Raw genomic sequence first — 24,339 nt, 5'->3', positions numbered from 1 at the left:
AGAAAAATGAAAAACTGGAAAGAATTAGCACTTTATCCTTGACAGTGCTAACAGGTGGATGTACCATACTAGCAGGCAACAGGAAAGAGTGCTAAAGGAGGGATGCAAGGTGCTGACGCCAAGAAGAATTGAAATATTCAAAGCGATTGTAGATGAATATATCAAGACGGCTGAGCCAGTTGGTTCCAAGGCGCTGCAGCAGAAGTATCATCTCTCGTATTCATCAGCGACGATTCGCAATGATATGCAGGCTCTGGAAGAGATGGGGTATCTGGAAAAGACCCATACTTCTTCCGGAAGAATCCCCAGTACGCTTGGCTACAAGTTCTACTGTGAGAATCTGCTCAACGAAGCCCAGATGGACAAGAAGATGGAAGTTGCCATCAGCAGTGCCTTCGATGTCTCCAATATGAACATCGAAGAAGCAGTACATCAGTCATGCCGGATCCTGTCCGAGATGACCAATATGACCGCCGGTGCCATTGGCCCGGATTCCTCACAACAGCAGCTTGAACATATCAAGCTGTTCCAGGTGGATCCGCGCAACTGCGTCGGAGTATTCATTACCAACACAGGTCATACCGAGACAAAGAATTTCCACTTCGACGATGACATTCCATTCTCCGATATGGAAAGCTGCACCGACATCCTGAACAGGGAACTGCACGGGGTGCCGATCGATGAGCTTCCTGAGCGGATGAAGGAAGTCAGACCGGAGCTGAATTCCAATGTCCAGAAGCACGATATTCTGTTCGCAGCATTCGTCAAGGCATTTGTGAAGTTCGCCAGTGACAACGTCTACTTCAGCGGCAAAGACCGGATCCTGTATCAGCCGGAGTTCGAAGATATCGACAAGCTGAAGAAGCTGATGGGGCTTCTTGAGGATTCTTCCTCAGATGCCTGGCGGCAGCTTCCCCATGAGAAAAACGCCGTTGCTGTTACTACCCAGCAGGGCGCTCATCTGACATGGATCGATGATGTTGCCGTGGTCTCCAGTCCATTCAAGGTACATGACGGTGAGCATGGCAGACTGGTGGTCGTAGGACCGAGCCGGATGAATTATGACAAGGTTGTGGCCATGATTCAGTATGCGGCCAAGCTGATAGAAAAGATGTATGACGATTCAGATGAAGGAGGCAGCAGTCATCAAAAATGAGTGAAGAAGTAAAGAACGAAAAGCATTCTTCTCAGGAAGAAGTAAAGAAGCCTGAAAAAGAGAAGAACGAGAATAAACCGGAAACCGGTAAGAAGGAAGAGAAAAAGGCGGAAAGCAAATCAATCTTTGATCACAAGAACAAGGAGATTGAAGAGCTGAAGAAAAAGAATGCCGAGCTTGAGACACAGGTTGCCCAGCTCAAGAATGCGTATGCAAAAGCATATGCAGATACGGAAAATACCCGCAAGCGGCTGAACAAGGAATTTGAACAGCTCAGCAAGTACAAGATTCAGGATTTTGCATTGCAGGTATTACCGGTGCTGGATGACTGTGAGCGTGCCCTGGCGCAGGAAACCAAAGATGAAGCATACCGCAAGGGTGTGCAGATGATCCATGACAAACTTGCCGCGGCACTTGCGGCTGAGGGAGTCAGTGAGATTGCGTGTCTGAATCAACCGTTTGATGCCAACTGGCACCAGGCGATCATGAGTGAACATGTCGATGGCGTTGAACCTGGCATGGTTGTCGAAGTGTTACAAAAGGGATACAAACTGAAGGATCGGCTGCTGAGAGCAGCGATGGTGAAGGTCAGTGAGTAACTGATCATTAGGAGGAGAAATATGAGCAAGATCATTGGTATTGATTTGGGTACAACGAACAGCTGTGTAGCTGTCATGGAAGGCAAAGAGCCGAAAGTTATTACAAACCCGGAAGGCAATAGAACAACACCGTCCGTGGTCGCATTCAAGAATGGTGAAATCATTGTTGGTGATGCTGCCAAGAGACAGATGATCACCAACAAGAACACGGTTTACTCCATCAAGAGAAAGATGGGCACAAATGAGACCGTTGAGCTGGAAGGCAAGAAGTACACACCGCAGGAAATCTCCGCAATGATCCTGAGCTATCTGAAGGATTATGCGGAAGGTTACCTGGGTGAGAAGGTGACAGAAGCTGTCATCACCGTACCTGCATACTTCAATGATGCTCAGCGTCAGGCAACCAAGGATGCCGGCAAGATCGCAGGCCTTGATGTCAAGCGTATTATCAATGAGCCGACTGCATCTGCTCTGGCATTCGGACTAGGCAAAGATACATCCAAAGAAAAGAAAGTCCTTGTGTATGACCTTGGCGGCGGCACCTTCGATGTTTCCATCCTGGATATTGCCGATGGCACATACGAAGTACTTGCCACAGCTGGTGATACTCATCTGGGAGGCGATGACTTCGATAACAAGATCATTGACTGGCTGGCTGACAACTTCAAGAAGGAGCACAACATCGACCTCAAGGCCGACAAGATGGCTCTGCAGAGACTGAAGGAAGCTGCTGAAAAGGCTAAGAAGGATCTGTCCGGCATGGTCCAGACACAGATTTCCCTGCCGTTTATCAGTGCCGGTCCGGAAGGCCCGCTGCATCTGGAAGCGACGCTGACACGTGCACAGTTTGATGATATGACCAGAGACCTGGTTGAAAGAACCATGGGACCGGTTCGTCAGGCACTGTCTGATGCAAAGCTGTCCGCAGGCGACCTCGATGAGGTTCTGCTGGTTGGTGGTTCCACAAGAATCCCGGCTGTCCAGGCTGCTGTCAAGAGAGAGCTTGGCAAAGAGCCTAACAAGTCCGTTAACCCGGATGAGTGCGTCGCCATTGGTGCTGCCATTCAGGGTTCTGTCATTTCCGGTGATACAAAGGATGTATTGCTGCTGGATGTCACACCGCTGTCACTTGGTATTGAAACACTCGGCGGCGTGATGACCGTACTGATTCCGCGCAACACAACCATCCCGACATCCAAGAGCCAGATCTTCTCTACCGCTGCTGATAACCAGCCGGCTGTAGATATCCACGTGCTGCAGGGTGAGCGTCCGATGGCAGCTGATAACAAGACACTGGGCAACTTCCAGTTGTCCGGTATCGCACCGGCAAGAAGAGGCGTGCCGCAGATTGAAGTTACCTTCGATATCGATGTCAACGGTATCGTCAATGTCTCTGCTGTAGATAAGGCTACTGGCAAGAAGCAGTCCATCACCATCCAGAACTCTTCCGGTCTGTCTGATGAAGAGATCGACAGAATGGTCAAGGATGCTGAGGCTCATAAGGCTGAAGATGACAAGCGTAAGGCTGACATCGAAACCAAGAACAAGGCTGAAGCTTACATCAGCCAGATTGATGAGACCCTCAAGGCTAACAATCCGAATGTGACGGAAGCACAGAAGGCTGAAGTTAAGAAGCTGAGAGATGAACTGCAGGCAGCCATCGATAAGAACGATATGGATACCCTGAAGACGAAGCTGGATGCTCTGGAAAAGGCAGCCAACGACATGGCCCAGGCTATGTATCAGCAGCAGGGTAATGCACAGGCTGGCCAGCAGACCAGCGGCAATGCCGGCAGCAACAATGACAATCACAACAATGATGATGTTGTGGATGCCGATTTCAAGGAAAAGAAGTAAGCTAAAAGATAAACACGCAAACAGGATGCGGGGCAGCATACGCTCCGCATCCTGTTGCATGAAAGGAATATAAGGAGGCTGGTTTAATGGCTGAGAAGAGAGATTATTACGATGTACTTGGCGTCTCCAGGAATGCAAGTGCAGACGAGATCAAGAGCGCGTATCGTAAGCTCGCCAAGAAATATCATCCGGATCTGAACAAGGCACCGGATGCCGCAGAGAAGTTCAAGGAAGTCAATGAAGCATATGAGGTGCTCGGCGATGCCGACAAGCGTGCCAAGTATGACCAGTTCGGCTTTGCAGGTGTAGACCCGCAGGCCGCAGCAGGCGGTGGTTTTGGCAACATGGGCGGTTTCAGCAGCGGCTCCTTTGATGACCTCAACGATATCTTCTCCAGCTTCTTTGGCGGCGGCATGGGCTCTGGCTTCTCATCCTCAAGACGTGCCTCCCAGGGACCGCGCAAGGGTGAAGACAAGTTCATGCGCATGAACATTTCGTTCATGGACGCATGCTTTGGCAAGACCGAGACGATCAATATTTCCGTGGATGAAAAGTGTGATGCCTGCGGCGGCACTGGCGCTGCCAGTCCCAGCGACATCGATACCTGTCCCCGCTGCCATGGCTCGGGCCGTGTGATTACCCAGCAGAGAACGATGCTGGGCATCATGCAGACAGAATCCGAATGCCCGGAATGCCATGGCACCGGCAAGAAGATCCGCCGCTACTGCCCGAAGTGCAAGGGTGCCGGCTATCTTCACAAGCGTGTATCTGTTGATGTCAAGATTCCTGCAGGCATCAACAGCGGCCAGCAGCTGCGCATTGCCGGCAAGGGCGAGCGCGGTACCAACGGCGGCCCGAATGGCGACCTGTACATCGAGATCAATGTACTGCCGCATGACAAGTTTGTCCGTGATGGCAAGACCATCTATCTGGACATTCCGGTCAGTGCCGTTGATGCCACACTGGGCTGCACACTGGATGTACCGACCATCCGTGGTGAAGTGACCATGAAGATTCCGGCCGGCACGCAGAATGGCGCCCAGCTGAGACTGCGTGGGGAAGGTGTGCCGGATCTGCGCACCGGACGCAATGGCGATCAGATCTGCACTGTCAAAGTACAGATTGACCGCACGCTGACAAAGCGCGAAAAAGAACTCTATCAGGAACTGAAAGACATTCAGGACAGCGGCCAGGGTGAAACCATGTGGCAGCGGTTCAAGAAAAACTTCTCCTGATCTATAACATCTCTTCAATATTTAGCAGGGAGGTGAGTGCATATGAATATCGATCAGATGACAGAACAGTTGCAGACTATTATTTCCAATGCGGTTACACTGGCTCAGCAGAAGAATAACAGTGAACTGTGCTGTGAGCATGTCCTGGCAGCGATGCTGTCAGACAATGGTCTGGATGGCATCTTTGAGCGTCTTGGCGTTGACAAGACTAAGATGCTGGAAAGAGTCAATGATGAAATCTCACACCTTCCAAGTGCGGAAGGAACACAGCCCTCTTTGAGCAGGTATCTGGCAGAAGCGGATGCCAAAGCCAATGCCTGGATGAAGAAGCAGGGTGATACTTACATGAGCGAGGCAGCACTGCTGATTGGTATCTTCCAGTCCAGTGCCCCGATTGCCAAACAGCTGATGCGGCAGTTCGGCTTCACGGTCTCACAGATCGAGAAAGCCGAAGAGGATCGCAGAGGAGGCGTCAAGATGGATGACAAATCAAATGAAGCACAGCTGGATGCTTTGAAGAAATACGGCCATGATCTGGTCCAGGATGTCCGTGACGGCAAGATTGATCCTGTCATTGGCAGAGATGATGAAATCCGCCGGGTCATTGAAATACTTTCCCGCAAAACCAAGAACAACCCGATTCTGATCGGTGAGCCTGGTGTTGGTAAGACTGCTATTGTAGAAGGTCTTGCATGGCGGATCATGCGCGGCGATGTCCCGCTGGGATTACGCAACAAGCAGCTGATTGAACTGGACATGGGTGCCCTGATTGCCGGTGCTAAGTACAGAGGTGAATTCGAGGAGCGTCTCAAGGGCGTTCTCAAGGCTGTGCAGAAGGCTAACGGCAACATCATCCTGTTTATCGATGAGATTCATAACCTTGTTGGTGCCGGCAAGACCGAAGGCTCCATGGATGCGGCTAACCTGTTAAAGCCGATGCTGGCAAGAGGAGAGCTGAAGTGCATTGGTGCCACAACCTATGATGAGTACCGCAAGTACATCGAAAAGGATAAGGCACTGGAAAGAAGATTCCAGAAGATTCAGGTATCCGAGCCTACCGTTGAGGATACCATCGCGATTCTGCGTGGTCTGAAGGACCGCTTTGAGTCTTATCACGGCGTACAGATCAAGGATGAGGCTCTGGTTGCAGCGGCCAAGCTTTCTGACCGCTACATCACGGATCGTTTCCTGCCGGATAAGGCCATTGACCTGGTGGATGAGGCATGTGCCTGCATCCGTACGGAGATGGATTCCATGCCGGTGGAACTGGATGAGCTGCACCGCAAGATCATGACTCTGCAGATCGAACAGACTTCTTTGAAGAATGAAACCGATCCGAAGGCAAAGGAGCGTCTTGCCCAGATTGACAAGGAACTTGCCGATCTGAATGAGAAGATGGAAGCCGGCACAAGCCAGTGGAAGTCTGAGAAGAAGCAGATGGATGCCGTCAAGGATGCCAAGGAGCAGTTGGAAAGAGCAAAGCTGGATCTTGAGCAGGCACAGAACAATGCTGACTATGATACAGCTGCCAAGCTGCAGTATGGTACAATTCCTTCTCTGCAGAAGAAGATTGCGGATGCCGAGAAGAACGATGGTTCCAAGATGCTGCAGCAGGTTGTCGATCAGAATATGATTGCCAAGATCGTTTCCCGCTGGACACACATCGATGTTTCCCGGCTGCAGTCTACCGAGCGCGAGAAGATCCTGCATCTGCCGGATGCTCTGCGTAAAAGAGTCATGGGTCAGGATGAAGCTCTGACCCTTGTATCAGATGCCATCATGCGTTCCAAGGCAGGCATTCAGGATGAAAACAGACCGCTTGGTTCCTTCCTGTTCCTTGGTCCTACCGGCGTTGGTAAGACAGAGGTTGCCAAGGCACTTGCCGAGCAGTTGTTTGATGATGAAAGCAAGATTGTCCGCATCGATATGTCCGAATACATGGAGAAATTCAGTGTATCCAGATTAATCGGTGCGCCTCCGGGATATGTCGGCTATGATGAAGGCGGCCAGCTGACCGAGGCAGTGCGCCGCAATCCTTACAGCATTGTATTGCTGGATGAGATTGAAAAGGCACATCCGGATGTGTTCAACATCCTGCTGCAGATTCTGGATGAAGGCAGACTGACCGATTCCAAGGGTGTGGTTGTGGACTTCAAGAACACGATCATCATCATGACTTCCAACCTTGGTGCTGAGTATGCATTTGAATCAGATCCAGAGGCACGCAAGGAACATTATCTCAATGCGGTTCACAAGTTCTTTAAGCCGGAACTGATCAACCGTATTGATGAGATCATTGTCTTCAATGCCCTCGGCAAGGACGTGCAGAAGCAGATTGCCGACAAGTTCCTTGGCATTCTCGCCAATCGTCTTGCCCAGAAGGACATTCACCTGGAAGTAACCGACAAGGCAAAGGACAGAATCGTTGCCTGTGGTGTCGATCCACAGTTTGGTGCCCGTCCGATGCGCCGTCATATCCAGCGTGAAATTGAGACGGAAGTCGCAAAGGTCGTCCTGGCCAATCCGGATATTGCCGGCAAGACCATCAAGGTCGATGCAGACGACAGCAAGTATCTGGTTTCGGTTCATTGACAAAATGAAGGGATTGCATGAATGCATGCAGTCCTTTTTGTTTGCTTGAAACCAGGAATGCGCTAGAATGGGCAGATGAAAACGGAAAGGGGAATCGTTTATGTCAGATGAAAAAACAAGAGAAAAAGTCATCATCCATACTTCATTGACCGGCATCATTGCCAATCTGTTCCTGGTTGGCTTCAAGATGGCCGTTGGCTTTGTGTCAGGATCCATCGCTGTCATCCTGGATGCCATCAATAACCTTTCGGATGCCCTGAGTTCCATTATCACCATCATCGGCATCCGGCTGGCCGCCAAAAAACCAGATGCGAAGCACCCCATGGGATATGGACGTGTTGAATATCTTTCTGCACTCATTGTATCTGCCCTGGTACTGTATGCCGGCATTACCTCACTGATAGAATCCATCAAGAAGATCATTCACCCAGATGCCGTGGATTATTCACTAGTCTCACTGATCATCATCGGTGCTGCCGTCATTGTCAAATTCCTGCTGGGCCGTTATGTCAGTGCGCAGGGGAAAAAGGCGGACAGCGCAGCGCTTGTTGCTTCGGGATCCGATGCATCCTTTGATGCCCTTGTGTCTCTGTCTGTTTTGATCAGTGCACTGCTGTATGTCACTACCCATATCGCCATTGAAGCATGGGTTGGTGCCGCCATTGCCATCTTGATCATCAAGAGCGGTCTGGAGATGCTGCAGGGAACACTGGATGACATCCTTGGCATGAGCATCGACAAGAACATGGCACATGCCATCAAGCAGTATGTCAGAACACTGGATCCGGCCATTCATGGCGCGCATGATCTGATTCTGCATAACTATGGTCCATCCCACTTTGTGGGATCCATTCACATTTCCATTCCGGATACGATGAATGCGGAACAGATTGACAGCCTGACCAGAAAGATTACCGATGCCGTGTATCAGAAATTTGGTGTATTGCTGGTAGGCGTCGGCATCTATTCATGCAATACCAAGGATGATGCGGCTGCCAAGATGAGACAGCAGGTGCAGCAGATTCTTTCTGATCATGAAGGCTTCATGCAGATGCATGGCTTCTATGTCGATGAGCAGAAGAAGTACTGCAGCTTCGATATGATTCTCAACTGGAATGTACCTGACCGGCAGGCATTGTACGAACACATGAAAAAAGATGTCGAGAATGCATTCCCGGACTATACGTTCCGGATCACGCTGGATCTTGACATCTGATTCTTACAGCAGGTTTTCCTTCAGCCATACCACCGCGCCATCTTCATGGCAGCTGGGGGCAAGCTGATCCGCCTGCTGTTTTACTTTTGGCATGGCATTGCCCATAGCAACTCCAATCCCGGCTTCCTGCAGCATTGGAATATCATTTTCACCATCACCGATTGCCACAATCGCTTCTCTGGATATGTGCATGTATTTCTGCACTGCTGTAATGGCCGCTCCCTTGGAAACACCATTTGGCTGGATTTCCAGCCAGGTCGCATTGACAAAATAGATTGCATAGGTTTTGGGATCCAGATGTCTGGCAAAGGCTTTGAGAATCCATGGAAAAGACGCAAAGCAGAGCTTGTTGATATGGTCCGGGGCAATGTCTTTCAACCGCTGCAGATGATGGGGATAGTGCGGCTTGTGCGTGATCTTGTGATACAGCCAGTAAAGTCCCTGATACAGCCTGCCAAACGGTAGAAACCAGGTTGGACATGTGTGCAGGAATTCTATGCCCTTTGAGAAAGAACATACCATCGGATAGTGCTTCATCAAGACAAACAGATGGGATGTTTCCTGATGATCAAGATCAGGCAGATGCTGCAGGATGGTGCCGTCTGATGTGCAGGTGATCTGACCATTGAGACAGCCGGCATAGTCAAACGGGATGCCTTCCATGATGCGCTGTATCGAATATAATGGCCGTCCTGAGCAGATCATGATGGCAGTCCCCTGATCATGAAGCCTGCCCAGTACTTCTTTTCCTTGCTTGGATATATGACCGGATAAAGACAGCAGGGTACCGTCAAGATCCAGTGCGACAAGACGTATTTGATTCATGGATGAGATTTTAGTATGGGACAGTGCGTAAGACAAGCATGAAATGGTATAATGTTCCACGTATCAAAGGAGTCTTTTATGGGAAACGTATTAAACATTATTTTCATTGTCGGTTTCGGCGGTCTTGGCATTGCCATGCTGGTCCGCTATTCCAGGATCCGGAAACAGGTGATTGTTCAGGACAAAATGTGGAATGGCATCCGGATCGGCTTTGGTATGATCGAGATTCTCGCACTGGTATCTCTGTTTTCAACCAATAATACAATACTTGATTATCTGCGTGTCTTCGCCATGGTGCTGGCATGCTCAGGCTATATGGTTGTCCGTGATGGCATGGGCGAAAATGGCCTGGTGCACAATGGCAAGCTCATTCCATGGCAGCTGGTGCGGGCCTGGGACTATGAAGATACCAAGAAGCGCTATGAAGTCTATTATACGATCGAATCCACGAATCCAAAGAAGCCCGATAAGTACAGTACGATTGAAATTGACTATGATCCTGCTAATAAAGAGCAGGTCAAAAAGTTCCTGCAGGTCAATCTGGCCAGAAAATATACCCGTATGAAGCGCAAGTAAGCAGTGATGCTTACTTGTTTTTTACGTATGCAAACATTGACAACCGTATGTGCAATGGATACGATGGAATAGTCAAAATGACTACAAGGAGGTATTGTGGAAAAACTTGGTCAGACACAATGTGCATCTGACTATGTGCCTGCTATCAATGTGGCAATGATCCTGATGACCGTTGCCCAGGGCAGTCTGAAGATTCTGCTTGTCAGAAGGACGAAAGACCCCTGCAAAGGTGATTGGGCACTGCCGGAAGGCAGAGTCGCGATGGATGAAGACATGGATGATGCTGTGGTGCGCGCGCTGCGGGCACAGACGCATATTTCCAGATATGCGTATTTCCGCCAGCTGTATACACTGGGCAATGCATCCAGGCATGGCCATGATCAGCGCATTATGACAACGGCCTATCTGTCTTTGACGCCGCAGGAAAATCTCAGAAAAAACAGTCCTGAGGATGACAGTGAACAGATGGCCTGGTTTGATATCAGTAAGACTATCCAGGATCTGTCTGATGGCGGCCGCACCAGTATTCTGACATTGTCCCAGGAAGACCGTCAGATTGTGATGCGCTATGAGATCAAGGACAAGGCGATGCACAACTATGTGGAAACACGTTCCCGGAAGCTGGGACAGTCCAACAGCGCACTTGCCTTTGACCATATCAAAGTCATTAATATGGCAATGGACCAGGTGCAGCACAGAGCTGCCTCGACTGGCATCATGTTTAATCTATTGCCGCAGGAATGCACATTGCGTGAAATGCAGACAACCTATGAAGCCATGATTGGCAAAAAGACCGATACCGGCAATTTCCGGCGGGATATCCGGAAGATGCTGAATGACACCGGCCGCAAAAAGAAGGTGAATGGAAGAATGTGTGAGCTGTATACATTCAATCCCATGTACACCTACCTGAAGGAGAACTTATGAAGCATGTACTTGTTGTGATCGACATGCAGAAGGATTTCGTGGATGGATCACTTGGCACCAAAGAGACCCAGCAGATTGTGCCTTCCGTTGTCAAAGCGATCAACGATCCAAAGTATGATACCGTGATTGCGACGCTGGATACCCATGATGAAAACTACCTGCACAGCCAGGAAGGAAAGTATCTGCCGGTTGCCCACTGCATCAAGGAAACCGATGGCTGGCAGCTTGTCAAAGAAGTAAAGGAAGCACTGGACAATCGCCATGCAAAGGTGATTGAAAAGCCGACCTTTGGCAGCCTGACACTGATGGAGCTGTTATCCAAAGAGCAGCCGGAAGATGTAACGCTGTGCGGACTGTGTACAGATATCTGCGTATTGAGCAATGCGATGCTGATCAAGACAGCACTGTATCAGAAAGATGTGTATGTGCTGGTTGATGCAACTGCAGGGGTAACACCTGAAAAGAAGAGAAGTGCACTGGATGCGATGGCATCCTGTCAGATTCAGATGATCAATGAGGGAGAAGAGAAATGAGCATTCATGTTGAACCGTATGTACCGGATGAAGATTATGACAATCCGGCAATGGTAACTGACTTTTATGAATTTACGATGGCAAACTGCCTGTACCTGCATGGCTTCAAGGACACTGTCATGGTCTTTGACATGTTCTTCCGGGAGAATCCGGATAACCTTGGCTATTCGATCAGCTGCGGCCAGGATAAGCTTGTTAAGTTCCTGCTGAACTATCACTTTACCGAAAAAGATATCACATGGCTGCGCACCAAGGGTATGAGCGAGGAATTCTGTGAATACCTGCGCACATACCGCTGGAAGGGCAGCGTATATATGCTGCGGGAAGGCACGGTTGCCTATCCGCAGGTGCCGATGGTCCGCATCGAGTGCGACATGGCCGGTGCCATCCTGATTGAAACATACCTGCTGCAGACAATGAACTTCCACTCTCTGATTGCCACCAAGGCAACCAGAATCACGGGTCTCAACCTGCACAGACCCCGCAATGTCATGGAATTCGGTACCAGACGTGCCCAGGGTGAAAGTGCCGGCAATGATGGTGCCTATGCTGCCATTCTGGGCGGCTGTGTCGGTACAGCCAACTGCCTGGCGGAGATGAAGTATGGACCGGATGTCAAAGCTGTAGGTACCATTGCCCATTCCTTCATCGAGTTCTATCCATCTGAGTATGAGGCATTCAAGGCATATGCCGAAACATACCCGGAGAATGTTTCACTGCTGCTGGATACATATTCCATCTTTGAATCCGGCCTGCCGAACCTGATTAAGATTGATGATGAAATGATCCGCAAATATCCAAATGACCCTAACAAGCGCGTCAAGAGTGCCCGTATTGACTCCGGTGACCTGGCCCGCGGCTACAAGAAGCTGCGCAAGGCCCTGGACAAGGCTGGCAAACCATACATCAAGCTGGTTGCTTCCAATGCCCTGGATGAGAAGAAGATGAGCGATATGGAGCTGTATGAAGATGCCCACTTTGATTCCTATGGCGTCGGTGAAAATCTGATTACATCTTCCACCGATCCGGTCTTTGGCGGTGTCTACAAGCTGGTAGCTGTCAAGAATGCAGATGGCACCTATACACCTAAGATGAAGTGCTCTGATTCTGCCTCCAAAGCCATTATCCCGGGTAAGCTGATGGCTTGGCGTGTGTTTGATGAAGAGGGCAAGGGCCAGTGCGATATCATCTCCATGGACGATGAGGTGATTGAAGCAGGCAAGCCGCTGGAAGTCATCAACCTCGATCCGGATGAGCTTGACCGTCATAAGATTATTACGCCATGCCATGTCGAGAGAATTCTGGTACCGCATATCATCAATGGTGAACTGGCGATTGATCTGCCGACCATTGCCCAGAAGAAGAACTATATCCGTGAGCAGTTGGAAAACAGAGTCTGGGAATCCGAGCTGCGTCCTGAGATGCCGCATAAGCATTATGTCGATCTGACCCTGAAAGTTGCCAAGGTAAGATCTGACATGTATGAGAAGCTGCACGGCGGTGAACTTTGATGGAAGTGCTGGCATTCTTTGGCGCCTTTAACCCGCCAACCATCGCCCACATCAACCTTGCCAGGGAGGCAATGGACAAGTGCCATCTGGAAAAAGTGATCTTTGTGCCAAGCCAGGACAGCTATGTCCGCACGGTCCAGAAGAAAAGCTTTTCCTTTTCCAACAAACAGCGGCTGGATATGCTGCAGGCCATTGCAAAGAACAGATCATGGATGATGGTGGATGATGAGGAGCTTTCCTGTGACCATCAGCCCCGCACTTACGATACGCTTTGTTCACTTGACCAGCGGGGATACCATGCCCATCTGTTAATGGGCTCTGACAAGCTGAAAGAACTGCAGACCGGCTGGAAACATGTACCGGAGATTGTGCATCAGTTTGGCATTGTGTGCATGTCACGCAGTCATGATGATGCCAGAAATCTGATTCAAAACGATCCGTATCTTTCTTCCCTGGCTGATGGCATTCAGGTGGTGACGGTGGATACTGCGTATAAGGATATTTCCAGCACCAAAGCCCGCCAGCTGTTTCTGATTCTGCAGGAACCGGGCAGCCACTATGATGAGGCAGATGAATTGACCAGAATCCTGCCGGAAGAATTGCATGGATTGAGGAACTATTTATGATACAGAATCACATGATCAAAATTGGCACATGTGTGCCGAAACTCAGCGTTGGCAATGTCAAAGCCAATACCGAGGAAATCTGTGCAATGATCCAGGCATCTGACTGCAGTCTGCTCGTGTTCCCGGAGCTTTGCATTACCGGGTACACATGCGCGGACCTGTTTGGCTCTGATGCACTTCTGCACCAGGCAAAAGAAGGATTGTGCCAGATTGCAAAAAGCACCAGAGATCACAGTGCCGCTGCAGTCGGACTGCCCATCTCCTTTGGGAATTGTCTGTATAACTGCGCTGCTCTTTGCGCGGATGGAGAAATCAAGGCCGTCATCCCCAAGATCAATATTCCTACCTACAGCGAATTCTATGAATCCCGCTGGTTTGCCTCTGGCAGAGACATCCGGAATGCAATGATCACGATCGATGGACAGGAGATTCCTTTTGGCTGGGATGTGCTGGGGGAAGATGATGATACCGGTGCCATCATCGGCATGGAGATCTGTGAGGATCTCTGGGTGGCAGACAAGCCATCCACGCACGCCGTACTGGCTGGTGCCAATATCATTTTGAATCTTTCCGCATCGGATGAAATCATTGGGAAGGCGGATTACCGCAGACAGATGATCGCACAGCAGAGTGCTGCCTGCTATTGCGCCTATGCCTATGCCTCCAGCGGCAATGATGAATCCAGCACGGATCTGGTGTTTTCCGGTCATTGTCTGATTGTGGAAAATGGCAGACTGCTCTCTGAACAGTTTGATCAGGCCAGGCCTAATATCAATACAGCGGTGATTGATCTGGATGAAACTGCCTATAACAGAAGGCATCAGAATACATTTGGCTTTGCGCAGGATGGATACCGGCATGTCAGGATTGCCTTACAGCCGTTGGCAGCGAAAGCAGAGATCAGTTCTTCAGCACTTGCCCAGGCATTGCACAAGGAGCACTACGGCATCAGCCGCAGTCCCTTTGTACCTTCAGATGCAAAGGAGCGTGGCGAAAGAAGCAGATCGATTCTTGCCATTCAGGCAGCCGGTCTTGCCACAAGAGTCAGAAATACCGGCATTCACAATCTTGTCATCGGTATTTCCGGCGGCCTGGATTCCACGCTGGCACTGCTTGTCTGCCATGAGGCAAAGAAGAAGTGCCCCGAGATTCATATTATTGCCTACACACTGCCCAATCATGGCAATACGACCTCACATACTTACAACAATGCCAGAGCACTGATGAAGCTGCTGGCAGATGAAAGCAGGGAAGTTGCCATCAATGCTGGTGTCGAAAGCCATCTCAAGGATATTGGCCATTCTCTGCAATATCAGGGTAATGGCGATACGGCCTATGAAAATGCCCAGGCACGCATGCGCACCTATATTCTGATGGATGCGGCCAACATGGAAAACGGACTTGTGGTAGGCACCGGTGATCTGTCTGAGCTTGCCTTAGGATGGTGCACGTACAATGGCGATCACATGTCCATGTATGCTGTCAATACTTCGGTGCCTAAGACACTGGTGCAGTATATCTGCAGAAGCTATGCAGATACGTGCGGAAACAAGGAACTGGCTGATGTGCTTTACAGTATCTGTGATACGCCGATCACACCGGAATTAACACCAAGTGATAACGGAAAGATTGCCCAGAAGACAGAAGAAAAGATCGGCAAATATGATCTGAATGATTTCTTCCTGTTCTATACACTGCGCTATGGCATGGATCCCCAGAAGTTGATTGCCTTTGCCATGTGTGCGTATCCTGAACTGGATCTTTCGGCGATTCAAACCGCAGCCCAGCGCTTCTATAAGCGCTTCTTCCAGCAGCAGTTCAAGCGCAGCTGCCTGCCGGATGGACCAAAGGTTGGTTCAGTGACATTAAGTCCAAGAGGCGACTGGCGGATGCCATCCGATGCCAGTGCCGCTTTGTGGCTGGCAAGAGTCAGCGAAGCCAGGTGACCAGAAACGATGATCAAAAGTATTCAGATCAAGTCAGAGGAAAGCACATTCCTCATGCCACAGGAAAATCAGGAAATCGAGCAGCACCTGACAGTTTCCTCTTCCGGCAGAGTCTGGCTGAGCAGATTCGGCTTTTCCCTGTCATCCGGCCATATCCTGTTAAAAAGGGAGTATGCAAAGATTGCCGAAGATCGTGTCAGCACTTTGTTTGCTTACCTTGCAGAATACAGCAGACATTCATCAGATCTTTGTGCCCGCGACACAGGGAACTGGACACTGACGATACGCTATGATGATCGGCCAGCACTTACTCTTAACGGCTCGATGATTGATCAGGTCTATGCCGGGGATGTCAATGTCTCCACGTGGATCCGCAGGCATATCCCGCTGCAGGATCTGATGGCCTTTGGCTATGAGGAAGCATAGCGAAGACTTCTTTACAAAAAGCTCTTTGGAAACAAAGGGCTTTTTATGTAGCTGCGGTTGGATCAGATGGGTCTTTCTGCCTTTTGCAATACGCCTTTTAATGTAGTCAGGCTGCCTTTGGCATTGATCATGTATCAACCCCGGGAAGGTTTTTTCCAAGCTGTATGGCTTTATCTATGTCGATCGCAATGAGGATGATGAAAAAGCAGCCCATCCACCCATGAAGAGATACCTGAAAGAATCCTTTTGCTAATATCAAAACGTGATTGCAGCTAATGGCGGATGTGTGCTGGATGCACAGAATGAAAACTGATTAGCGTTTTCAATACGCATATGCTGCAGATTACAGATAGCTTCTGTGATCTGCTTTTTCTTTCCTGTCATACGGTTCCTTCCATCTTTCTGATACAAAAAAGGTGGAGGCCATGCCGGTTACTGGCTATAATTGAAACGGTAAAGGAGCTGAAAAAGTAAATATGGAAATTTCACCACTTCAGAAAGAAAGACTTCAGTATCAGCCGAAGCTGCCTGGAATGCTGAGAGGCGGTATTGCCAATATCAGTGTTCAGGAAGGTGAGGAGACACAGAGTGTTGCCGATCAGGAAAAGATCAAGTCTCTTTTCCCACTGACCTATGGCAAGAGAGAGATTACGTTTGTCAAGGGACAGAATACTGCCCCGGCAAAGAAGCAGGTTGTCGGTGTCATTCTGTCCGGCGGCCAGGCACCTGGCGGACACAATGTCATCTGCGGTTTGTATGATGCCCTGAAGGCTGCCAATAAGGACAATGTCCTGCTTGGCTTCAAGGGCGGTCCTTCCGGACTGACAGACGATAAGTTTGTTGAGTTTGATGATGCTTTCATCAATGCTTACAGAAACACCGGCGGATTTGATATCATCGGATCCGGCCGTACAAAGATTGAAACACCGGAGCAGTTCGCAGCAGCAGAGGCTACGGCAAAGCGCCATGGCCTGACAGCTGTTGTCATCATCGGCGGTGATGATTCCAACACAAACGCAGCTGTACTGGCTGAATACTTTGCAGCACACAAGAGCGGCGTACAGGTCATCGGCTGCCCGAAGACCATCGATGGCGACCTGAAGAACGATGACATCGAGTGCTCTTTCGGTTTCGATACAGCTACCAAGACATATTCTGAGCTGATCGGCAACATCGAAAGAGATGCCAACTCTGCCAAGAAGTACTGGCACTTCATCAAGGTAATGGGCCGTTCTGCTTCCCATGTTGCTCTGGAGTGCGCTCTGGAAACACAGCCGAACATCTGCCTGATCGGTGAGGAAGTCGCTGCCAAGAAGATGTCCCTGTCCCAGATTGCTGACCAGATTGCTGATTCTGTTGTGGCAAGATCCAAGACAGAAGGCAACTTCGGTGTTGTCATTGTACCGGAAGGCATCGTCGAATTCGTTCCGGAATTCGGCACCCTGATCTCTGAGATCAATGAACTCCTGGCTGGTGAAAAGACAGCTGAGTTCAATGCACTGCCGACCTGGGAAGACAAGAAGGCTTATATCAAGAAGGGCCTGACAGAAGCTTCCTGGAATGTCTTCGACATTCTGCCGGAAAACATCCAGCAGCAGCTCTTCCTGGAAAGAGATCCGCACGGCAATGTACAGGTTTCCCTGATTGAGTCTGAGAAGCTGTTCTCCCAGATGGTTGCCAAGAAGCTGGAAGAAAGACGTGCCAAGGGTGAATACAATGGCAAGTTCTCTGCGCAGCATCATTTCTTCGGCTATGAAGGCAGATGCGCATTCCCGTCCAATTTTGACGCTGACTACTGCTACAGCCTGGGCTACAATGCCTGCATGCTGATTCAGTATGGATACACAGGATATCTGTCCAAGATTTCCAACCTCTCCAAGCCGGCTGATCAGTGGGTTGCCGGTGGTATGCCGATCACCAAGATGATGAACATGGAGAGAAGAAACGGCGAAGACAAGCCGGTTATCCGCAAGGCTCTTGTGGATCTGGATGGCAAGCCGTTCCAGTACTTCGCTGCTCACAGAGCAAAGTGGGCTGTTGAGACAGACTACCTGTATCCGGGTGCGATTCAGTACTACGGACCTTCTGATGTCTGCGATCTGACAACCAGAACACTTGCTCTGGAAAAGGGTGAGTAATCACACGTTCCAACATGACAGCTTCTGCAATGCAGAGGCTGTTTTTGTTTTCTGCTACAATATAGACAGTAAACCGAAAGGATGACACATATGAAAAATCTGCTTGTCATTGGTGCTGCCTGCGCAGATGTCATGCTGCGGCTGGACCATCTGCCCATTACCGGTGAGGACATCAACCTGCAGGCACAGGACATTGCCATGGGCGGCTGCGGCTATAATGCTGCCATGTGTGCCTTTGCCAACGGCATCGATGTCACCTTACTTTCTCCGGTTGGCACAAGCGGCATCTACAGCAGTTTTGTCAAAAACAAACTGAAGGATCTTGGCATGCACGGTCCCTATAAAGCAGAAGGGGAAAACGGCTGCACCTACTGTCTTGTGGAACAAAGCGGTGAGCGCACCTTTCTGTCACTGCATGGAGTGGAATACGGCTTTGATCCCTCTGCCATCAAACAGAAACACTACGATTATGTCTATGTTTCCGGCCTGCAGTTGGAAGAAAAGGACGGAGACAGGATCATCCACTGGCTGAAGAAAGCTGATATCTGGAATGTCATCTATGCGCCAGGACCGCGCATTGCCTCGATTGCCCAGGAAAGAACGGAGGCACTGCTTGCCATGCATGCGATGGTTCACTGCAATGAACATGAGATCGTTTCCTTTCCTGGGTGTCAAGGGTTATCTGTTGCCGAAGCAGCCATACATGTATGGCAGATGAGCCATCAGGCAGTGATTGTTACTATGGGTGAAAAAGGAACGTACTATATCGATCAGACAGGACAGGCAGTGCATGCAGGCACAAACAAGGCTGCTGTTGTGGATACAATTGGAGCAGGGGATGCTCATTGCTCTGCATGGATGACAGCTCTTTGCATGGGGATGGATCTGAAAGAAGCTGTATGCATTGCCAATCTGACTGCAAAAGAAGTCTGTGAAACTGCAGGTGCCGTATTGCCGCTGGATCATTACCGTTCCTATTTTCAAAAGGAGAAAGCAAGATGAGTCCACAGGAAAAGCTGTATACAATGAAGCTGTCAAAGATCTATCCTGCGCTTGTTAACAAGGCGCTGCGCAAAGGCAGAACGAAAGCAGAAGTGGATGCTGTGATCTGCTGGCTGCTTGGCTATGATGAAACAGGTCTGCACACAATGCTGGATCATGATCCCGATTACCAAACTTTCTTTCTGCAGGCACCGTGCTATAACAAAAATGCGGAAAGCATTCATGGGCGCATCTGCGGCATCAAAGTAGAAGAAATTCAGGATCCTCTGTACCGGCATATCCGCCAGCTGGATAAACTGGTGGATGAGCTTGCTAAAGGCAAACCACTGGATGCGATCCTGATCACAGAAAAGAAGTGATATGGATGATCATAACACCAATTGCACACAGTGCATTCCTCATCGAAACGCAGGACTGTAATCTGCTGTTTGACTGGGCCATGGGCACACTGCCATCTCTTGATTCTGGCAAACCGCTGTACGTCTTTGTCAGCCACAGCCACAGTGATCACTACAATCCCAGAATCTTTTCTCTGCCTGCGAAAAAGTTTATTCTTTCAGATGAAATACAGGAGAAACAAACACAGCGTGAAGATGTGATTCATATCGCCGCCCATCAAAGCATCGAACTTGATGGTATGCACATCACATCTTTAGCCTCTAATGATCTGGGCTGCGCCTTTGTGATTGATACAAAACAAGGTAGTATCCATCATGCCGGTGACTTGAACAACTGGTGGTGGGATGGCGACGCCGAGGATCAGAGAAATGCGGATTTCTATCACAAAGAATTGTCCCGCATCAAAGGAAAGCACTTTGTGTGCGCGATGATTCCGTATGATCTGCGCATCAAGGAGCCAGGCTTTGGCATCCGTGATTTTCTGGAATACTGCAGCGCAGATCGGATTTATCCAATGCACTGGAATGCATCAAAACAGGAAGTCATGCAGCGGATCGAAACAGATCCCGTCATGAAAGGAGTACGCAATGTTTACATTTAACCACTTTAATTTCAATGTCTCTAATCTTGAGAAAAGCCTGCAGTTTTATCATGATGCCTTAGGACTGCAGGAAATCTCAAGAACGGAAAATGAAGACTTTACGATCGTTTTTCTCGGTGATGGCCATACCGGGTTCCGCCTGGAGCTGACCTGGATGAAGAACCATCCCCAGAAATATGATCTTGGTGAACAGGAATTCCATCTGGCAATGACCGCATCAGACTTTGAAAAAGCCCATGCATATCACAAGAGCCATAACTGGATCTGCTTTGAGAATGAAGCTATGGGCATCTATTTCCTGGAAGATCCAGATGGCTATTGGATTGAGATTGTGCCGGATGGAAAATACATGGAAGCACATACGAAGTAAAAAGGAAGTGAATCGTAATGGAAGTCAGATTAAATGATGTGATTGATGCGATTGAACAGATGCAGGATGAGGATTCTGCCTGGTATGATCCTGCCAATGGACAGATTATGTGGGATAGTCCGGATGAGCGGGAAATGGAACGCTTCATCCGTCTGCCGGACAAATATGACCGCAATGACTATCTCAATATGAAACGGTTTATTGCCGGACTGGATGATGAGGACGAGAAAGACTGGCTGTACAACGCTATTACCGGCCAGGGGGCATTCCGACGCTTCAAGGCAGCCTGCACAAAGTTTCATATCCTGAATGACTGGTATGATTTTCAGGATGCCTGCCACAGAGATCTTGCCATTGACTGGTGTGAAGTCCATGGCATTGTGTACCGTCTGGATCGTGACAGTGATGAAGATGAAGAAGCTGATGATGTCTCTGATTTCCTGCAGGAGGATTTTTTGCAGCCTGTGGAAGAAGAGGAAGAAGAGCCGGTGCCTTCTGTCCCGTTTCATGTTGTAGCCCTGCAGGAAAAGAACCTGCAGAATGCACTGGTTGTCTATGATGATTACCGTCATGAAGTACTGCGTCTGCCTTCTGATCTGCAGGCAGCCGAAGAAGATCTTTACCATATCCTTTCTGCAGGAGAAAACGTGTATGCGGTCAGTGACCATGGCCGTCTGATTGGCATTGCCATCTGTGAGAATACAGTGGATGCCATTGTGCTGCATGATCTGTATGTCATGAAAGACCAGCGCAGAAACGGTGTCGGTCATCTGCTTGTCAACCAGGTAAAGCAGCTTGCCAGGGAAGCAGATAAGCCATGCCTGCTGTATGTTCCTGCCATCAGCCAGGCATGTGCTTCGTTCTTCGTGCATGAAGGCTGGCAGCCAAGCAAACGTATGGAAATGTATCTGGAATAGCATCGGGCATCCGGCTTTCAGCAGCTGTTTGACTCTGCTATCATGATGGCAACATAAGGAGAATAACTATGCTTGCAATTGGCACAAAAGCACCGGACTTCACACTCATGGATCAAAATGGAGAAACGCATTCCCTGCATGAATATGCTGGTAAAAAAATCATTCTGTACTTCTATCCCAAGGACAACACACCTGGCTGCACAAAAGAAGCCTGCAGTTTTGGCGATCTCTTTCCGCAGATCACAGAAAAGGGTGCCATTGTGCTTGGCATCAGTAAGGACAGCGTGAAATCACACAAGAACTTTGCAGAGAAGTATCATCTGCCGTTCACACTGCTTTCTGATCCGGATCATACCGTCATTGAAGCCTATGATGTCTGGAAGGAAAAGAAGAACTACGGCCGTACATATATGGGCATTGTGCGCAGCACATATCTCATTGATGAAAACGGCATGATCATCAAAGCCATGGGCAATGTCAAGCCTGCTGAGAATCCATCACAGATGCTGGAGGCACTTGCTTGATCGTCATTCTTTCACCAGCTATGCGTATGGTCAAGGATGACGGCATGGCACCATTGTCTGCACCCATCTTTCTTGACAAGTCGAAAGAGATTGATGCAGCGCTGCATCAACAGACACCTGCCCAGCTGGCAGAAGTCTGGCTGTGCTCTGACAAGGCGGTCCAGAAGTATCAAAGAGCATATCTGGAAGGCCCCAAAGACCGGGAGCCAACACCTGCGATCCTGAGTTTTGCCGGCATTGCCTACCAGTACCTTGGACCATCTGCCTTCACGGATGAACAGTTTGCCTGGGTACAGGACCATGTGCGCATCCTCTCCGGGTATTATGGCATTTTGAAACCGATGGATGGCGTTGTGCCATACCGGCTGGAGATGAAATCACCGCTGGCAGTCGGCCAGTCAAAAGACCTCTATGCATTCTGGAAAGACAGTCTGTATCAGAACTGCCTGGATGATGACAGAGTGATCCTGAATCTTGCCTCAAAAGAATACAGCAAAGCCATTGAACCATACTTCACAAAGAATGACAGGTTTGTGAATGTCTTCTTTGAAGAGAAAGAGAATGGCCGCTATGCCATCAAAGGCGTCTATGCCAAGATGGCAAGAGGGGACATGACCGCATGGCTGGCGGAAAAGCAGATCCATGATGTGGATCAGGTGAAGCAGTATGACCATATGCACTATCACTTTGATGATGTCAGATCTGATGATACGCATTTCCATTTTGTAAGAGAGAAAGTACAGGCTTGACCTCAATGTCATTAAGATAAGCTCATGAAAGTGATATTGAGATTTTGACCCGTTAAGTTAAGAAGCTGGATGAAGAATAATAATGTTATTCTTCAGGACTCAGCTTCTTTTTTGCTCAGCTCTTAGAGGACAATCCAGAGGTTCTCGAAAAGAAGGCATGACGAAAACATCTTTTGAGCAATCTGTCACTTTATCATTGAATCCAAAGGCTGACCTCGTATAATGAAGTTGCTTAGGCAGCTCTATAGAGTGACAGTCTTGCTGGTTGTGACTTTATATTGCGCTTGAACTTTCTTCCTGGTCGTACGGGACTCAGGAAGTTTTTTATTCTGTCTATGAATGCTTTTGTCGTAATAAGCTTCTTCAGGAATAATCGCGCATTCGTAACGGCAGGCTTAAAAGCAATCTGATACGTCCATTTTCTGCCATCCTTTTCTACCGGCACAGCATTGATCAGAAGCTGGGTGTAGTTGTACATGATGAGAGCGGCATAGATTTCCTGTCTTGCGTTTTTCTGCTTGATTGAATTGAAGTAAACCATGTTTGTATCGTATTTCAAGTGGCGGAATGCACCTTCAATCTCCCAGCGCATATGGTAAAGTTCCTTAAGCTCAGTGATGGAAAATTCATCTTTGGGCAGATTCGTAACCAGGCACTCATAAGTACCGTCCGTGATTTTGAAACGGGCGACACGGAAAGTCATATTGTAGAACGGATGATCAAAATCCAGATAACTGAAATTTACGTTTGATGGCAGGAATACGTATTTCTGCTTGTTTTGCTTGATCTCTTTCGTCTGGCTTCTTGTCAATATACGAGTGATATCTCGATCGAATTCTTCATCTGGCAGATCAATGGCAGATAAGATCCCGCTGCTGAATATATCCTTTATACGAATGGCGAAGTGAATGCTGTTTTCAAGCATATAGGCAAGCAGCTCATAGCTTTCGTAGCCGCGGTCAGCAGTAATAATCGTTTTGGCTGGCAGATCATGGGCTTTAAGCATATCAAGCAGAGCGCCTTTCTCATGAGACTTCTGTTTCGTATCTATCATAGCGTCTGTATATACGCGATTCAGAACGTCATACAGAGCATTGAGATGAAGCTGATTATAGCCCTGGCTGTTCTCATCATTCTTCAGAAATGTCTCTGGATCATCAGGGTTATAAGGGATACGTACATCTGATCCATCACAAGCGAATACACGATAGCCTTTGAAGAATCTGGTTCCAGGAATGTTTTCAGTCATTAAGTGCATTACTCTTTCAAGAGCTTCGGGATCGAGCTTTGAACGCTGCTGGCAGAAAGCCGAAGCAGACGGCGGGACTTTGGAAACAAAGAAATCAGAGAGTTCCTGGTTTAATGCCTTGGCCTGTTTCTGGATAAGGAAGCGAATCAGAATACCAGCGGGCAGTGCACGTATCCGAGTGAAGTCAACACCTGGCTGCGTACAATAGCAGCTTATATTTTGCTCGACCATATCAATGGCCTTGGCTAAAATGTCATCTACGCACTTAACAGAATCAATGGAAATCATAGTGAATTTTTCCTCCTACAATTTCCTTCGGATTGTGTAAAAAAGGCTGATTTTTGGCTGTCAAGTGTTTTTTAGAA

General features: G+C 48.9%; 23 protein-coding genes. 21 read left to right on the top strand and 2 right to left on the bottom strand.

What is annotated here, in order from left to right; genetic code table 11:
* Positions 1-109: 109 nt before the first annotated feature.
* From hrcA to DHU66_RS10165, 6 genes are all read left to right on the top strand, one after another.
* A complete protein-coding gene (gene hrcA / locus DHU66_RS10190) occupies positions 110-1,156 on the top strand; it encodes a heat-inducible transcriptional repressor HrcA (RefSeq protein WP_108775851.1) in 1,047 nt (348 codons plus the stop codon).
* The gene (grpE, locus tag DHU66_RS10185; protein WP_108775850.1) at positions 1,153-1,755 is read left to right on the top strand and encodes a nucleotide exchange factor GrpE; all 603 of its coding nucleotides are present in this window, start codon (positions 1,153-1,155) and stop codon (positions 1,753-1,755) included. Before hrcA ends, grpE begins: the two co-directional genes overlap by 4 nt.
* Positions 1,756-1,776: 21 nt before the next feature.
* The gene (gene dnaK, locus DHU66_RS10180; protein ID WP_108775849.1) at positions 1,777-3,612 is read left to right on the top strand and encodes a molecular chaperone DnaK; all 1,836 of its coding nucleotides are present in this window, start codon (positions 1,777-1,779) and stop codon (positions 3,610-3,612) included.
* Positions 3,613-3,698: 86 nt separating this feature from the next.
* Positions 3,699-4,847, top strand: coding sequence for a molecular chaperone DnaJ (dnaJ, locus tag DHU66_RS10175; RefSeq protein ID WP_108775848.1), 1,149 nt, complete (start codon positions 3,699-3,701; stop codon positions 4,845-4,847).
* Positions 4,848-4,889: 42 nt separating this feature from the next.
* On the top strand, positions 4,890-7,439 hold the full coding sequence (locus DHU66_RS10170; RefSeq protein WP_108775847.1) for an ATP-dependent Clp protease ATP-binding subunit: 2,550 nt from the start codon (positions 4,890-4,892) through the stop codon (positions 7,437-7,439).
* A gap of 100 nt (positions 7,440-7,539) precedes the next feature.
* Positions 7,540-8,655, top strand: coding sequence for a cation diffusion facilitator family transporter (locus tag DHU66_RS10165; RefSeq protein WP_108775846.1), 1,116 nt, complete (start codon positions 7,540-7,542; stop codon positions 8,653-8,655).
* A 3-nt stretch (positions 8,656-8,658) separates the two neighbouring features.
* Here DHU66_RS10165 and DHU66_RS10160 read toward each other — a convergent pair whose 3' ends face one another.
* Positions 8,659-9,480, bottom strand: a complete 822-nt coding sequence (locus DHU66_RS10160; protein ID WP_108775845.1) for an HAD family hydrolase — start codon at positions 9,478-9,480, stop codon at positions 8,659-8,661.
* Positions 9,481-9,558: 78 nt separating this feature from the next.
* Here DHU66_RS10160 and DHU66_RS10155 point away from each other — a divergent pair, with 78 nt between their 5' ends.
* The 15 genes from DHU66_RS10155 to yaaA all read left to right on the top strand — a co-directional run bounded on the left by DHU66_RS10155 (position 9,559) and on the right by yaaA (position 22,725).
* On the top strand, positions 9,559-10,056 hold the full coding sequence (locus DHU66_RS10155) for a DUF5673 domain-containing protein (RefSeq protein ID WP_108775844.1): 498 nt from the start codon (positions 9,559-9,561) through the stop codon (positions 10,054-10,056).
* A gap of 96 nt (positions 10,057-10,152) precedes the next feature.
* The gene (locus tag DHU66_RS10150; protein ID WP_108775843.1) at positions 10,153-10,983 is read left to right on the top strand and encodes an NUDIX hydrolase; all 831 of its coding nucleotides are present in this window, start codon (positions 10,153-10,155) and stop codon (positions 10,981-10,983) included.
* The gene (locus tag DHU66_RS10145) at positions 10,980-11,516 is read left to right on the top strand and encodes a cysteine hydrolase family protein (protein WP_108775842.1); all 537 of its coding nucleotides are present in this window, start codon (positions 10,980-10,982) and stop codon (positions 11,514-11,516) included. Before DHU66_RS10150 ends, DHU66_RS10145 begins: the two co-directional genes overlap by 4 nt.
* Positions 11,513-13,027 (top strand): nicotinate phosphoribosyltransferase, encoded by a 1,515-nt coding sequence (locus DHU66_RS10140; protein ID WP_108775841.1) that lies wholly within the window; start codon positions 11,513-11,515, stop codon positions 13,025-13,027. Before DHU66_RS10145 ends, DHU66_RS10140 begins: the two co-directional genes overlap by 4 nt.
* A complete protein-coding gene (gene nadD, locus DHU66_RS10135; protein ID WP_108775840.1) occupies positions 13,027-13,653 on the top strand; it encodes a nicotinate (nicotinamide) nucleotide adenylyltransferase in 627 nt (208 codons plus the stop codon). The genes DHU66_RS10140 and nadD overlap by 1 nt, the downstream gene beginning before the upstream one ends.
* Positions 13,650-15,599 carry an NAD(+) synthase gene (locus DHU66_RS10130; protein ID WP_245309513.1) on the top strand — a complete coding sequence of 650 codons (1,950 nt, stop codon included), beginning with the start codon at positions 13,650-13,652 and terminating at the stop codon, positions 15,597-15,599. Before nadD ends, DHU66_RS10130 begins: the two co-directional genes overlap by 4 nt.
* Before the next feature lie 9 nt (positions 15,600-15,608).
* Positions 15,609-16,025, top strand: a complete 417-nt coding sequence (locus tag DHU66_RS10125; protein ID WP_108775839.1) for a hypothetical protein — start codon at positions 15,609-15,611, stop codon at positions 16,023-16,025.
* A gap of 476 nt (positions 16,026-16,501) precedes the next feature.
* Positions 16,502-18,163 (top strand): diphosphate--fructose-6-phosphate 1-phosphotransferase, encoded by a 1,662-nt coding sequence (locus DHU66_RS10120; RefSeq protein ID WP_108775838.1) that lies wholly within the window; start codon positions 16,502-16,504, stop codon positions 18,161-18,163.
* 90 nt (positions 18,164-18,253) lie between these two features.
* On the top strand, positions 18,254-19,165 hold the full coding sequence (locus tag DHU66_RS10115; RefSeq protein WP_167836363.1) for a PfkB family carbohydrate kinase: 912 nt from the start codon (positions 18,254-18,256) through the stop codon (positions 19,163-19,165).
* Positions 19,162-19,524: a DUF2200 domain-containing protein gene (locus tag DHU66_RS10110; protein ID WP_108775836.1), complete on the top strand. Its 363-nt coding sequence runs from the start codon at positions 19,162-19,164 to the stop codon at positions 19,522-19,524. Before DHU66_RS10115 ends, DHU66_RS10110 begins: the two co-directional genes overlap by 4 nt.
* A 5-nt stretch (positions 19,525-19,529) precedes the next feature.
* On the top strand, positions 19,530-20,165 hold the full coding sequence (locus DHU66_RS10105; protein WP_108775835.1) for an MBL fold metallo-hydrolase: 636 nt from the start codon (positions 19,530-19,532) through the stop codon (positions 20,163-20,165).
* Positions 20,152-20,535 (top strand): VOC family protein, encoded by a 384-nt coding sequence (locus DHU66_RS10100; protein WP_108775834.1) that lies wholly within the window; start codon positions 20,152-20,154, stop codon positions 20,533-20,535. Before DHU66_RS10105 ends, DHU66_RS10100 begins: the two co-directional genes overlap by 14 nt.
* A gap of 17 nt (positions 20,536-20,552) precedes the next feature.
* Positions 20,553-21,452 carry a GNAT family N-acetyltransferase gene (locus tag DHU66_RS10095; RefSeq protein ID WP_108775833.1) on the top strand — a complete coding sequence of 300 codons (900 nt, stop codon included), beginning with the start codon at positions 20,553-20,555 and terminating at the stop codon, positions 21,450-21,452.
* Positions 21,453-21,520: 68 nt separating this feature from the next.
* Entirely contained in the window at positions 21,521-21,976 is a 456-nt protein-coding gene (gene bcp, locus DHU66_RS10090; RefSeq protein WP_108775832.1) for a thioredoxin-dependent thiol peroxidase, read from the top strand.
* Entirely contained in the window at positions 21,973-22,725 is a 753-nt protein-coding gene (gene yaaA, locus DHU66_RS10085; protein WP_135358359.1) for a peroxide stress protein YaaA, read from the top strand. The genes bcp and yaaA overlap by 4 nt, the downstream gene beginning before the upstream one ends.
* Positions 22,726-22,957: 232 nt before the next feature.
* On the opposite strand, the gene DHU66_RS10080 is transcribed toward yaaA, so the two are convergent.
* Positions 22,958-24,262 carry an IS4 family transposase gene (locus tag DHU66_RS10080; RefSeq protein WP_108773886.1) on the bottom strand — a complete coding sequence of 435 codons (1,305 nt, stop codon included), beginning with the start codon at positions 24,260-24,262 and terminating at the stop codon, positions 22,958-22,960.
* Positions 24,263-24,339: the final 77 nt, after the last annotated feature.

It is taken from the genome of Lactimicrobium massiliense, assembly GCF_900343155.1.
In the GTDB taxonomy this organism is placed as follows: Bacteria; Bacillota_I; Bacilli_A; order Erysipelotrichales; family Erysipelotrichaceae; genus Bulleidia; species Bulleidia massiliensis.
The sequence above is the reverse complement of the archived record's forward strand: the minus strand, read 5'-3'. Positions and strand labels throughout refer to the sequence as shown.